Annotated in this window: 2 protein-coding genes; both read right to left on the bottom strand. The window is 44.2% G+C overall.

What is annotated here, in order from left to right:
• Positions 1–6: 6 nt before the first annotated feature.
• Positions 7–7,011, bottom strand: coding sequence for an SDR family NAD(P)-dependent oxidoreductase (locus tag U2H13_RS07660; protein ID WP_376700759.1), 7,005 nt, complete (start codon positions 7,009–7,011; stop codon positions 7–9).
• Positions 7,004–15,715, bottom strand: a complete 8,712-nt coding sequence (locus U2H13_RS07655) for an SDR family NAD(P)-dependent oxidoreductase (protein WP_376700758.1) — start codon at positions 15,713–15,715, stop codon at positions 7,004–7,006. Before U2H13_RS07655 ends, U2H13_RS07660 begins: the two co-directional genes overlap by 8 nt.
• Between the last annotated feature and the right edge of the window lie 27 nt (positions 15,716–15,742).

Raw genomic sequence — 15,742 nt, 5'->3', positions numbered from 1 at the left:
TTTTCTTTATAATTCTTTGAAATCAAGTAAAGGAATCAGCAATTCTGACTCTTCCTTTTCTGGAGTTTCTCCATTGTCGATCCAGCATTGTTCCTTATTGAATATAACCGGAGAAAGCGGGTGTCTTTTTGTCTCTCCATATCCTAATGTGAGATGGCTGTCGCTCAATATCATATGTGCGTTCGTGCCCCCGAATCCAAAAGAACTGATTCCGGCTCTCAAAACCCCTTTTCTGGGACGCCATTCTTTTAAGGACGTGTTCGGAAAGAATGGCGACTGATCAAATTTAAAACGCGGATTTGGCGTTTTACAATGTAATGTCGGCGGGAGCATCTGATTTTTTATGGATAAGGCAACCTTTATAATACTCGCTATCCCCGCTGCGCTCATTAAATGTCCGAAATTCGTTTTTACGCTGCCTACTCCGCAAAATTGCGTTTCTTCCGTAACCTCCCGGAACACTTCAGTCAGCGCTTTTAATTCAATCGGATCTCCTATCATCGTACCGGTGCCATGCGTCTCGACATAACTGAGAGTATCTGCATCAATTCCGCCTTTTTTCAGGGCTTTTTTTATCACTGCGCTTTGCGCTTTCGGATTAGGTGTTGTCATTCCCATTGTCTGTCCGTCATTATTAACCGCGGATGAGTCAATTACCGCGTAAATTCTGTCACCTTCGGCAAGAGCGTCATCAAGTCTTTTCAAAAGGACTGCGCCGCATCCCTCTCCCGGTACAAATCCATCTGCCTTCTCATCAAATGTATGACATTTTCCTTCAAGTGAAAGCGCCCGAGCCTCACTCAGCATGACGTAAGGCTTTTGATCCAGCAAAATGTCAACCCCGCCCGCAATCGCCATATCTGACTCTTTTGACATCAGGCTTTGACAAGCGAGATGGACGCTGACCAATGAAGAAGAACAAGCCGTGTCTACAACCAGATTCGGTCCTTTCAGATTAAAAAAGTGTGAGATATGCGCGCCTATGAAATTTTGTCCTATACCCACGATCGTATTTTTTGAAGGGGAACCTATTTTGGACATAAACGTCCCGGTCCGCGAACCGATGAAGACGCCGACTTCTTTGTTCGATACTTCTTCTTTTGTATAGCCGCCGTCTCTCAATGTCTGGACGCTGACCTCAAGGCATTTTTTGATTAACGGATCAAGCTCTGATGCCTCACTTTTGTTCATATTAAAAAACGCGGGATCGAAAGACTCAATATCTTGAAGAAATCCGCCCCACTTACTGATACTTTTTCCCTTTTCATAGGTGTCAGAGTAGTATGAAGAAATATCCCATCGCGACGCCGGGACTTCGCGGACACTATTTTGTCCTTTCTTCAAATTTGTCCAAAACGTTTCTGTATCCGGAGCATCCGGAAACTCACAGCCCATTCCGATAATAGCGATTTGATTCAGACTGGTTTGTTGTATTTGTGATCCGTTGTCCCGTATTTCGGAAGCATTTTGATTTATATGTTGCTCTTTATTCCGAACCTCAATGTTTTCTGAATCAATTTGAGGACTGATCCCCTCACTTGCAAATAATTCGTTTAAATAAACGGCCAGTTGTGAAAAACTCGGATACTCCAGAAAAGCTGATGGTTCAATTTTTATTTGAAATGCATCTTCCGCTTTTTTAACAAGCTGAACCAGTAAGATTGAATCAACTCCGTAATCCGCAAAAGACGTATCCTGATCTAAATTCCCGTAAGGTATTTTCAGCTCCGCGGAAAAAATCTCCATTAACTTCCCGATAATGGATTCATTGTCTCCCTGACCAGAAATCACTTTTTCCTCAGCATCCGGGTTATTTTTAGCAGCTTGAATTCTTGTCTGAAGCAGCTGCTGCAGCATGAATTTCTCCGGATGTGTCTTTGCCGGTATAAGGCAGGGGTATCCGTTTATCGTCATCATTTCATCCAGCATGGCAATACCTGTTTCTGTTGAGTGAGATAGTAAACCAAGTGCCTGATATGATGGACTTGTCACCTCGCCCATCCCAATGTCCTTCCAGCTCGGCCAGTTAATTGATTGATAATATGTTCTGCCGGCTGCATGCTGATACGCCGCAAAGTAATCCATAAAAGCGTTCGCCGCGGCATAGTCACTTGTTCCGGCGCCTAATAAAGGAAAAGCGCTCGCAACAGATGAAAACAAAATGAAGAAATCAAGTTCGTCATCAATAAAAATGTCATGAAGTACCTGCATCCCCTGCACCTTTGGCTCAAATACTTCTCTTATTTCTTTATCAGATTTATGAATAAAAGCCGGATTCGAATGATTGGCTGCACCAGCGCAATGAATCACCCCGCCGATTTTGCCGAACTTCAGTCTCACCTCTGAAAAGAAGCGATGTAATGTTTCTTTTTCCGTGAGCGGCCCGGAATACACTTCCACCTGAACTCCCTTTTGATCCAACTCATGCAGCAGTTGTAATTTCGAATAAAGAGGTGACTTTTCATCGGTGTCTTTTAACATGCCGGCTATTTTATCAGATTCCGGAAGGTCGGTTACTCCCATCAACACAAGTTTTTTGACTCCCTTGCCGGCATAATGTCTGGCAAGTTCTGCTCCGATCCCTCTTGTTCCCCCTGTAATAACCAGGGTTTGATCCGTACGGCATACTGGCAGACCGGATAGTTTCCGGTTTATTTCCGCTGCATGTAATTTCTCGACGTATGGAATATAACGTTCACCGTTCCGGTAGCAGATTTCACTATACAGCCCGTCAGCGCAAGCTTCATCTGTGATTATCTGTCTCAGTTCCGCCGCAGTCCCGACATACCCGTCTACATCTATTGTTTTTGATTTTATCTTTTGATACTCCGCACTCAGCATTTTATATAGTCCGGCTGTTTCGGCTCCGGCTAACGACGGCTTGGCATTCAGAAATGTCTGCAGCCCTCTGGTCACATGTAAAACGAAAAGCTGTTTACGTGTCTTTATGATTTCCTGCAGTAGTGTCAGCTTCCCGATTGTGCCAGTGCGTGCCCCGTTTTGATCACTCCGCAAATCTGACAGGTCAATCATGCCGATGATTTCCGGATTTTCTTCTATGACCGCTAGAGCCGTTTTTTTGGCTTCCCCATCCGAATGATCCCAGTTATCTGCGCAAATGACAGCGGCTTCAATCAGAGGATCTGAATCAAACAATTCGAATGCAAGCCGCTCACTTTCACTATTAGCCAGGATCATCACCTGTCCTTTCGTAAAAGCGGAAGGCGCAGCCTTTTGTTTTTTCCACGATTTTTTTAATACATCAAATGATAAGTCAGTCGGTGCGTGTGGCAAACTCTGCGATACGCCTGTTTTTTTCTGTTTCTGTGCAGCTTTTGCGGCAGGCACCCAATATCTGTTCCGTTCAAAAGGATATGCAGGAAGAGAGATAAGCTTCGGTAATTCTGAAGTGTACATCTCTTCCCATTGAACGTCTCCTCCGTTCACCCAGTGAATGGCCATTTCTCTTGCACTTTTAAAGTGAGCGGCTGACATGGCATCCTTTTGACCAGCGCCTCGGCGGGCCTTTCCCCTATATAAACCGTTTAACTTATGATCTGACCGCAAATACATCGTCAGCTTATTGCGAAGATCGTCAATGCTGCTAACCTCAACAGCGAGCCGCTCTTCCATAGCGTTTCTCCCGGTCTGCGAGGTGTACGCAGCATCAGCTAGTGACGTTTTTGGCTCCAGTTCTTTTATATATGCATCAATCAAGAGTCTGAGCCGTTCTTCATTTTTGGCAGAAAGCAGAATAATTTGCGTCTTGTTGCTCTGTACCGTTTCCATCTTTTCTTCATTCTTATACTCTTCGATGATAATGTGGGCATTAGATCCTCCAGCGCCGAAAGAACTGATGCCTGACCTTCTGGCTTGATTTTGCGGCGTCTCCCAATCGGTCAGTTCAGACTGCACGTAAAACGGTGTTTCCTCAAAATCAATATTAGGATTTAAGTGATCGGAATGAAGGGAAGGAGCAAGCTGTTTATACTTCATTTGCATCAGCACTTTTGTAATAGAAGCAATTCCCGCCGCAGCCTCTAGGTGTCCGATATTTGACTTAACCGAACCAATTGCACAACGATAATCGCTTTTCGAGCTGTGCAAAGCTTTGGTTAATCCTGAAATTTCAATCGGGTCTCCCAAAGATGTCCCGGTGCCATGCGCTTCAATATAACTTATGCTGTCTGCATCAATCCCCGCCTTATCAAGAGTTTCACTGATGACGTTTGCCTGCTCGCCCGGATTTGGCACAGTGTATCCGTTTGTTTTTCCGCCGTGATTTACAGATGTTCCCTTAATCACACCGTAAATCCTGTCCCCGTCAGCCTTCGCGGCAGAAAGCGATTTCAAAAGAACGGCCCCGACTCCTTCTCCCGGCACATAACCGTCTCCTCCCGCTCCAAAGCTTCTGCAGCGCCCATCACTTGAAACAAAATGATTTTGTGAAAGTAAAGTATATTTATCCGGGTGTAACGATAAATTCACTCCTCCGGCAATAGCGAGGGTGGATTCTCCCCTTTTTAAACTTTCACATGCAAAATGAACAGCAGAAAGTGAAGAAGAACACATTGTATCAATTGCAAGGCTGGGTCCGTGCAGGTCAAAGAAATATGATACCCGGTTTGCGATAGACGAATAAGAAGACAGGAGCGCCTGACGTTCCTCATCATCTGAAGCACCGGCTGCAAATAACTGATAGTGGCTGTAGGTGACGCCGACAAATACACCTGTCTTATGCCGTTTCAACTTTTTCTTTGTGTAACCCGCATCTTCAAACGTGTGCCACGCTGTCTCTAAAAATAACCGTTCCTGAGGATCAATTAACTCGGCATCACGGGGCGAAATTGAGAAGAACAGCGGATCGAATTTATCAGCGTCTTTTATAAAACCTCCCCATTTGCTGTCATGACGGGCATTGTCACCTGTGTGATAATATTTCCGAAAATCCCAGCGCTCTTTCGGTATTTCCGTTATACAATCTTTTCCGGAAGAAATATTTTCCCAAAACTGTTCCACATCCTTCGCCATCGGGTAGCGGCCGGCTATACCGATAATTGCAATATCTTCCTCGGAAGGTGCGGATGGTATGCGGGAAACGGAAAGCTTCTCCCGTTTCGCCGGCGCCGAATGATCAATTCGCTGTTCGGCTGCCGGTAAAAACGCCTTCTTCAACTCATGATGATAGTGTTCAAGAAAATACTCTGACAGCTCTTCAACACTGCTGTATTCAAAGAAAAGAGTCTTAGACACTCTTCCAAAATATTTTTCCAGACGGGAGTTAAGACCTAAAATCGTGAGAGAATCAATTCCGTAACGGTCAAACGTATCCTCGGGTAAAATACTGTCCGCCGGTCTTCCCGTTTCCGCACCGACGATCTCTGTCAAAAGACGGACCGTTTGCTTTTTCAGATCTTTTTCATTTAATTGCGGCAGATTACTGTTGTTTTCAGGCACAGTCTCTATTTCTTTATGATCAGTTGAGAGTAATTCACTTATTCTATCTTTGTCTCCGCTGATAACAGCCAGCTGAGAAGCAGAGCGGCTCATACTGTCCTGAAAAGCGGCAAGCCCTGCTTGGGCGGATAAAAGTTCCAGCCCTGCATGTCTTAAAGCTTGCAGCTCTCCCGGCCCGACTGTCATATTGCCCGCATCCCATAACGGCCAATTAATAGAAAGTGTTTTCCCGGGACGTCCTTTAATGCTTCGATACTGAGTGAATCCATCCATACATCCGTTAGCGAAGGCGTAGTCGCTTTGACCCGCATTAGGCAGAACGGCCGAAAGGGATGAAAACATAACGAAGAAATCAAGAGGCTCTTCTTCAGCTGCTTTATCCAGCCAAACGGTTCCGAATACTTTAGGCGCTATAACTTCTTCTATGCTTTCTTTCGTTTTTTTTATGATAAATGCATCCTTAACAAGTCCGGCACTGTGCAAAATTCCGTTTAATTCTCCGAATGTCTGCTTAATGTGCTTAATCAAAGCGTCCGTCTCTTTTTCCTTTGAAATATCTGCCGGGACATATAAGGCTTCAGCGCCAAGATTTTCAAGAGCGCTCAATTTTTGCGCCGTTTCACTGGAGGCCGGGGAACGCCCGGTTAATACCAGCTTGACTTCTGCCTGTTTCGCCAGATATTCAGCAAACAGATACCCAAGACCGCCGGCTCCTCCCGTAATTAAATACACACCGTTCTTTTTTACACTGAAACTATGTTTCTCCCCATCTTCTTTTTTTACTCTTTGAAGCTGCCTTTTATAATAATGCCTCGGCTCATAGCAGGTAAAGTGGTCCGTTTTACATTGATTGTTCCATTCAAAAGAGATGACATCTGCAATATGCTGCTTTGTAAACGGCTCGTCAAACATTGATTTCAGCTCTGCAGCCTTACATGTGAAATTCGGATTTTCGGCCCGTACGGTCTTAAGAAAACTTTCAACCGCGTTATAAATCGGCTGAACCTCGCCCTCGGTATTTTCATACAGGTACAAAATTTCTGCTTTCGGACAAAGTTTGTTCGCCATGAAGGCCTGAAACATGTGAAACAAGGAAAACAGACTTTTATTGAGCTGCTTTCTCATTGCATCTTCTGTATTTTTGAAGAGCCCGGCAGCCAAAAAATGAATAATATGACGGGGTCTTATATTTTGAGAACGCAGAACCCCGCATAACGCATCATAATCCTCACCTTTTGCAAAGTTCATTGTAAAACGACCGTTCCGGCAATCTTCGAAACGCTCGCCGGAAGTCACGTAAATGAAAGGTGCCTCATAGCCTTCAAGCTGCCTCTTCATTACGGTATACATGCTGTCGTCTTCGCAAAAAAATAAAATTGGCTCTTTCGTATGCGGGAATTTTTCACTGCCTTTAAATTCATGTCTATCCCATACCATTTCATATAGATGGGTTTTCCCCAAGCTCTTAATGAATTCCAGCCCTTCTTCAGGCGTCAGGCTGCGTTCTTTCACCTTTTTCACGATTTGCTCAATTTGCATCGTTTTTTCATTCATGGAAAAGCAACTCCTCTATCAGCTCTGACGTCTCTTTCGTATTCATCTCACCTGTTTGTGCTTTTTCAAGAAGCGACATGATTTCTCCATCTGCTGTATCTTTATTTGAGTTGTGAAGCTCAGTGTTCGAGAAAGCCTCAGCCTTCTGCGCTTCATCTTTATTTAAATGAATCCAATGTCTGTTCTTGCTGAAAGGATAAAGAGGAAGAGACAGTTTAACCGGTTTGAGTTCCTCCTCATACAAGTCTTCCCAGCTGATTTCACAACCGATCGTCCACAACTGAGCCAGTTTGGCCGGCTTGTTTTGCTGAATTAGTGATTGAACATATGCATGACCTTCGGGGCCGCCGAATAAAGGAGCGTACAGACTATCAAAATCCGTTACATTTCCTTCATAAACACCTTGCAGCCTGCTCCCCTGGATGTAACCGTTTAATTTTTCAAGAAGATCTCCGGTATTCGAGCAAGTGATCGCAAGGCGGCATTCAAATGGTTCCCTTCCGGTTTGCAGCGTATATGCTATTTCTTCAAGACCGAATCCGGACTTTTCTCTAAAATTGCCGTTATGCGGTTTATCAGCTGATCGATTCCGGATGCGGCTGATATAGCGGCACAGCTCGCTCAGTGTCTTTAATTCCTGAAATATGTCAAGTGATATTTCTGTGCCGTACATTTGGTTTATAAAAGAGATTAATTCGGAATAAGCCAACGGATCAAATCCGAATTCCGAAAGAGGTGTCTTTGCATCTATATCTGCGGTATCTAAACGCAGGATACCCGCTGCCGCTTCCCGAACCGCCTCTTGTAAATCACGTTCCTGCACCTCTTGCTGACTGAATTGAACTGATCGTTCTTCATGTAAAAATGTTGTTAACTCTTTGGCTTTAACCATCAGCCTTTCCTTTGTTTTGGCCGATAGAACAATGATTTGTTCCCGCTCGGCAGTTACTGCTTTATCTTGGCCGTATTCAAATTCTTCCACGATGACATGAGCATTTGCCCCGCCGAATCCGAAGGAACTGACTCCGGCACGGCGCGGAATTTCATTTCCTTTTCGATCTTTTAATCTGGCCCACTTCATCGTTTTATTGACAATATGAAACGGTGTTCCGCTTAATTGAATGTAAGGGTTCAGCTCCTTGACATGAAGTGTGGCAGGCAATGTTTTATACTTCATGGATAGTAATACTTTAATCAGCCCCGGCATTCCAGAGGCGGGCTCTAAATGACCGATATTCGTTTTTACTGAACCGATGCCGCAATATTGGTCATGATTCTTTCCTGGATGCGGCTCAAAAGATCCAAACGCTTTTTTCAAGCCTTCAATCTCAATCGGATCTCCCAGTTCTGTCCCGGTTCCGTGTGCTTCAATATAAGATATCGTATCAACAGGAATACCGGCATTTTTGTAAACAGACGTTAACAGTTCAGCCTGAGCTTCCGGGTTCGGAGCGGTCAATGAAGCAGATCTTCCTCCGTGATTTTCTCCGGTTCCTCTCAGGACTCCGTAAATATTGTCTCTGTCATTCATTGCCGCTTGCAATGGTTTCAATAACAGAACAGCTGCACCTTCACCGCGGACATAACCGTCGGCAAGTTTATCAAACGTCTTACACCGGCCGTCCCTAGACAAAATACCGAGTTTATCAGTATACATATGCGTGACTGGATCTAAGAGCAGCGAAACCCCGCCTGCTACCGCCAGCTCACTTTCGCCATTTTGAATCGAGCGCACAGCTCTGTGGATTGCTGCAAGACTGCTTGAGCAGGCTGTATCAATGGACTCACTCGGACCTCTGAAATTAAAATAGTGGGATACACGATTGCTGATGAGCGCCTGGCTGTTTCCGGTTCCCGCAAACGCATGCGCCCCGTCCGAATGCCTCATCAGCAGCTGGCGGTAATCATTAAATTGAATGCCCGTAAACACCCCGATATTTTTTCCAGACAGCTTTGAAGCTTTGTAACCCGCATCTTCTATCGCTTTCCAGGTTTCCTGCAAATAAATTCTGTGCTGAGGATCCATGAGTTCTGCTTCCCGCGGATTAATATTGAAAAACGCCTCATCGAATTTATCGGCATCTGTGATAAAGCCGCCCCATTTCGAATGTACTTCGCTGCTTCCTTTGCCTTCGGCGTATTTTTTCCAATCCCAGCGATCCGGGGGAATTTCCTGAATCAAATCTTTTTCATTGATTAAATTGATCCAAAACTCATCTGCATTTTTTGATCCCGGAAAAACACAACTCATCCCGATAATGGCAACTGGCTGCTTCTCTGGATGATGGTCAGCCTGTCTTGTTGTCTTTTTTTCAAACGGAAAACTTCGCGGCGGCTTCACGGTTTTCCCGGCGGTTTTCCCAGCGTGCACTACTTTCCTTTTTTCAGAAATGTTTTTTTCTGCATCTGTATTCCCTTTTGCAACAGTACGCAGTTCACTGTTTAGAAATTCTGAAAGAGACTTAATATGGCTGTAAGTAAAGAAAACGGCAGGTGTCAGCTTAAGCTTGTATTTTTTATTCAGTCGGACAGCTAATGTTTTCAAACTGATAGAATCAAAGCCGAGATTGCCGAAATTCTCTGCCGTATCCAGCTGTTCAATGTTAATTTTCAATAATTCCGATACCATTTGCTTCAGTTCTTTCAGGACATTGTCTGTATAAGCCGGTGCTGTATAAGAAATTTCCTCTTGACGAACCGGAAGCGTATTTACTTTTTGATGCGGCAGGTCTTTTTTTGCTGGTGTCGTTTCGGCATCCCCGGTAACAACCGAAATTTGCGGACAGTCACTTGCCAAAATCGTCTCAAAAGCCGCTATCCCTTCTTCCGTTTCCAAATAATCAAACCCGGATGCGGAAAGATATGCTTCTTCAGCTTCTTTGTTTAAATGCATTCCGCCTTTACGCCACAACGGCCAGTTAATCGAAATGCTCTTGCCTTGTCTCTCTTGCCGGCGGCTCTGTTCGGATCTCCAATTTATATATTGATCTTGAAAATAATTGCCCAACGCATAGTTAACCTGTCCAAAATCTCCGAAGACCGCAGAAATAGAAGAAAATACGATAAAGAAATCAAGCGGCTCATCTTTCGTTAATTCATCTAAGCATACCGTTCCTTCAATTTTAGCAGTCATGCCTTCTGAAAAATCAGTCAGATTCATCTCTGTAAATAACCGATCATCGGCATGACCAGCTGAATGAATAACACCTTGAATGGAGCCCCAAGTCCGTTTCGTTTCTTCTATGACCCGTCCCATCGTCTTTTGATCTGCGGCATCAGCTTGATAATATACCGCATCTCCTCCAAGCGCCTGCAGCCGGTCAATGTTATGTCGTTTATCAGCTGTTAACGGTGACCTTCCCGTCAATACTAATTTTGCTTGATACTGAGAGGCTAAATATTTTGCGAAAATCAGGCCCAGACCGCCCAAACCGCCCGTTATGAGGTAAATCCCTTCCTGTTTCAGCTGATGAGAGTGCTCTGTATGATTGAATACATACTCCTTTAATGTCTTAACATACCTCTTGTCATTTATATATTTAACTTCTTCCGCCTGCCGTTCCACGCCTGAAACCATTTCGTTAAGACAAAATTCAGCCATTTTTTCAATTGATATACGTTCTGAAAAACCGATTGACTTCACATTCTCTGCGGATGGCACCAACATATTTGCCGTTTTTAAACAGCCTGCAAGAGCGCCCGTATACGGATCATTCACGCCTTCTTTAAAAGAGTGAACAAGAAGCAGAGAATGAAGATAAAGAGAGGCGTCACTGCGGGCGTTCAGCGCTTTTAATAAATAAAAAATTGATTCCAGGCCGCTGAGAAGGCGGTCACCCGCGTAAAATGTTTCTCCCGTGTGCAAGATGACATCAGGAGAAAACCCCTTTTTCTCCAATTCTTCGAATAAACGAATGTAATCTGACGTCACTTCCGGGTTTACACGGAATGTCAGCAGATTTTGATCGGTCTGCCGCTGATCCGGCGTGACGAGAATGACACGGCTGTCTGATTGATTTTTCAGAGCTCCAGCCAATGCTTCATCTTTTGCAAAGACCAGAATTGTTTTTGGCTCCCTATCTTTCATTTTAATCAGAGGTTTTTTTTGATCCCACTTATGCTCATAAAAACGTACATTTTTATTAGGCTTTCCGCCAAAAACCAGCCCGCTCAGTTCCATCAAAATCCCGCCGGCATTGTCTAATACATACACATCATAAGCCGAATCGCTTTCTTCAGTTTGTTCTGCATATACATAAACGGGTTCAGTCTCATGATCAAAAATCTTACATTCTTTAATGTTTTCCGGGAGCTCGCCGGCATTTTCCCCCGCAAGGTATATGACGGCTTGATATACGCTCTCAATAACTTCCGGTTTGATTATGCACCCTTTCGGCCCGGCCTTTGCTTTTATCTTTAAAAGTACCTGTCCGTTCCTGCTGACGCAGTGCTCTGCGGCTTTCAGACTGTCACTGCAGCTGTATCCGAATTCGGCAAGCCGCTGATAAAACGCTTCATACGGTATGCGGTCTGCGCGCTGAGACAGGAACGGCTCAAGATGAATATTTCCGTTCTCGTACGCCCCGCCTTCTAATTCGAGCCGCCCTGAGGAATAAATGGATGAGTCGCTCTGTTTTTCTATAGAATACGATGCACCCTGATTATCCGGGGTTAATACAATCCGGATCTGCTCATTGCTTCCGCTTTGTAACATCGGTTCTCTAAAGGAGAGCTCTGTTAATTTAATAATCGGATTCCCTGAAGCCATTGCTCCGGCAGCTCTCGCCATTTCAATCTGGCTGAGAAACGGAAACATTTCCTTGTCTTGATACTTTGTTTTTATATACAAATCGGTATCGCTTACATTGATAAGAAACTTCTGTGCTTTAAAATCAGATATATTGCATGAAATGTAAGGATGCAGATCGTTATTACCGTTCATCCGGCGGCTTCCCGTATTTTGCGCATCTATTCTGCATAGCTCTTTGGCAAATGGATATCCGGGTGCTGATACCCGTCTCAGAGTGGCACCTTTATAAAGTGACGGCCAATCTACCCCGTTTCCGGCAACCCAGTATTCAGCAATCTTCACAAGATCCCTGTTTGCGGCTGCTTCTTCAATCTCAGCTTTGTTCATCCTTTTTGCTTCTGTTGTGTCTTTGCCGCTTGTAAAAATATGATCCATCGCGTTTCCGAGGGTATAGTCTGTCAGTCCTTTAAGCAATTCATCTCTTGTGGAGGCGATAACAGCCAATCTGTGCGGCATTTCTTCTCTGCCGGTTTGTAAAGTAAATGCTGTATTTCTAAGTGTTTCTAATGGATAATCTCTGGCTGCTATATGTTCTTTTGCGCGTTTTGCATATTCTGCCAGCCTGTCGGCATTTTTTGCAGAAAAAACAAATAAAAGCTGTTCAGGTTCTTCAGCCGCGAGAGGAGAGATAGCTTCATCCGCAAATTCTTCTAAAATAACATGGGCATTAGCTCCTCCTGCCCCGAAAGAACTGATTCCGGCACGCCTGGGAACGGATGACTCCCATTTTTCGGCACTGTCCGGTACATAAAAAGGTGTTTTTTGAAACGGTATATTTTCATTCAATTCAGCAGAATGAGTCAGTGACGGAACAATTGTTTTATGTTTCATTTGAAGAATAACTTTCGTAATGCCCGCTATGCCTGCAGCAGCCTCAAGATGTCCGATATTTGATTTAATCGACCCGATCGCGCATGTCTTCTTATCGCGTTCGGCACCTGAAAATGCTTTGGTCAGACCGGTGATTTCAATCGGATCTCCTAACGCGGTGCCTGTTCCGTGAGCCTCTATATAGCTGATGCTGTTTGGATCAATAAATCCTTTTTTTAAGGCTCTCGTAATGACCTCACTTTGAGCTTTGGGATTCGGCACGGTATATCCATTCGTCTTAGCACCGTGGTTGATGGCTGTTGCCTTAATCACTGAATAAATCTGATCACCGTCGGCAATAGCCTTTTTTACGGGTTTCAGCAGCACGGCACCTGTCCCTTCTCCCGGCACATAGCCGTCTCCTCCTGAACCGAAGCTTCTGCACCGGCCATCACTGGATAAAAATCCGCCTTGAGTCAGGAGTTCATATTTATGAGGATGAATGGATAAATTGACGCCTCCTGCAATTGCAATTTCACATTCATTCCTGATTAAACTTTCACAGGCAAAATGAACAGCCGTTAATGATGAGGAACACATCGTGTCCAAAGCAATACTTGGCCCGCTGAAATTAAAGAAGTAGGATACCCGGTTGGCGATTGATGCATATGAGGAAGAAACGGCCGCTTCGTGACCAACGCTGTACAGCTGATATTGGCCGTACATAACCCCTGCAAAAACACCGACGTTTTTTCTTTCAAGCGTTTTCTTTGCGTACCCCGCATCTTCTATGGTGTGCCAAACCGTCTCTAAAAACAGTCTCTCCTGCGGATCAATTAATTCAGCTTCGGCAGGAGAAATATTAAAGAACAACGGATCAAAATGATACACATCGTCAATAAATCCCCCCCATTTGCTTTGGTTTTTTACTTCATCGCCCGCTGCGGGCTGATAGTGCAGCCCCGAATCCCACCGATCCTTAGGTATCTCAGTTATACAGTCTTTACCGTTCAATAAGTTTTCCCACAGAGTATCAAGATCATTTGCCATCGGGTAACGTCCGCTGATACCGATAATCGCGATATCATTGTCATGATACTTCTCCTGCTGCTGCACCTGATTTTTCATCTGGATTTTCTGTTTCCCGTTAACTTCGGCTGTCTGTTTATTGTCTTTTTTCTTCTGAGATGGGGTGCTGCTCCTGTTTTCTCCTAACCGGAGTTTATGAAGAAGAGTATCCCTGTGCTCCTCAACGAAATACTGTGACAATTCTGCCGCAGTCTGATATTCGAATAACAGCGTTTTTGAGAGCGCGCCGAAATGTTTTTCAAGCTCATTCGTCATATTGATAATCATAACGGAATCAAGTCCGTATTTTTCCAATGCCTCTTCTGCATCTATTTTGTCCGCAGGCATCCTGAATTCTGCAGCAATCATTTTTATAATAAAATCAGATGTTTCAGCTGTCAGTTTCTCTGAATCAAATGATTCGATATTTCTCCCTGTTCCTTCATCTGCCTGAATATTGTCTTTTCGTTCATATAATTGATGAACATGATTGTCAATTTGCTCATCTCCGTAAAATACAGTAAATTGCGAAAAACCGGAGGACAATGCGACTGCAAACGCTTCTTTACCTTCTTCTTTTTCTAAAGGATAAAAACCCGCCTTTTTCATTGTCTCTACCGTGCGCTCATCCACTTGCATGCCGACTTCTTTCCACAGCGGCCAGTTCAGAGAGAGAGAAATCGTATCAGAATCCTGGGCAGAACGCATATTCATGAAATGATCCATATAACTGTTTCCGAACGCGTAATCAGATTGCCCGACATTTCCCAACACTGCGGAAGTAGAGGAGAAGCAAATGAAAAAGTCAGGATTTTCTTTCTCAACAGCATCATTCAGCCACATCGTACCCAATACTTTCGGTCTGATTACCTGATCGAATTCCTCTCGTGACTTGTTAAGAAGGAAAGAATCACGGATGATTCCCGCGCCCTGAATGACCCCGTTTACTTTTCCATAAGAAGTTTTGGCTTTTTTGACTACATATTCGGCTTCTTCCTTATTGGTAATATCAGCCTGAACATAAACAGCTGAAGAACCGGCATCCTCTAATCGTCTCAGCTGTTTTCTTATATGATCTGAAAGCGGAGATCTCCCCGTTAAAACAAGGCAGCATTTTGTTTGAAAAGCCAAATATTCTGCAAAGGTAAATCCTAATCCGCCCGCGCCTCCTGCGATAATATATACTCCATTTTCTCTCAGCGGCACATCTCCGCTTCCGGAATTTTTTTCGGGTTCATACGTTTTGAGCTGTTTAACATAACGCTGCATGTCTTTATAACGGATCTCTACATCTGAAGGCTGGAAATCACTCAGCTCATTGCGTATGATATCAGCCGCGTGAACGGCTGCTATTGACTGCTCCAATTCAATGCTTTTTGCTGAGATTAACGGATTTTCCAGCTGCAATGTCCGCAAAAATCCGCTTGCCGCCGCGTAAAGAGGCTGTTCTCCAGAAAGATGCGAAAAATATCCGTATAACAGCTTGATCGGTTTGCGGCAGTTATTTTTGAAGAGCGCCTGTTGCAGTAAAAACAAAGAATAGACTCCGCTGTCGCATTGTTCACGAATCGCTCTCTCAGTCTTTTCAAACGGCATGTCTGACCATAAATGCACCGCTTCCCGTATATCTGACTTCTCTTCTTCTATAAGCCATCCTAACAGGTTTATGTAATCTCTTTCAGAGCGGGGGTCGATTTCAAATACACCGTCCCCGGTTTTTCGAAACTCTTTCCCCGGCTTAACCAAAATAACCCTTGTATCATGCAATGCAGCAAGTTCATTTCTCACAATTTCATTTTTATCAAATAATAAAAGGCTGCCCTCACGTCGGCCGCCTTTTACATGAATGCTGAGATCTGTCCGCTGCCAGACCGTCTGATAATATATCGCCTGTCCGTTACCCCCTGCGGAATGAGAACCAAGCTGCTGTATCCGCTTTACTCCTTCTTCCAAAGAAATGATGCCGCTTTCTATGTCAGAAAGTACTTTTTTTCTAATATGACGGGCTTCTTTCATAAAAATCTTCATCCCCTTTACAAATGG

Origin of the sequence: Bacillus sp. A1 (genome assembly GCF_042296235.1) — a bacterium.
Taxonomy (GTDB): Bacteria; Bacillota; Bacilli; order Bacillales; family Bacillaceae; genus Bacillus; species Bacillus velezensis.
The sequence above is the reverse complement of the archived record's forward strand: the minus strand, read 5'-3'. Positions and strand labels throughout refer to the sequence as shown.

Coding starts and splice junctions, on each gene's coding strand:
- U2H13_RS07660 (WP_376700759.1), bottom strand. CDS start 7,011: ATGAATGAAAAAACGATGCAAATTGAGCAAATCGTGAAAAAGGTGAAA.
- U2H13_RS07655 (WP_376700758.1), bottom strand. CDS start 15,715: ATGAAAGAAGCCCGTCATATTAGAAAAAAAGTACTTTCTGACATAGAA.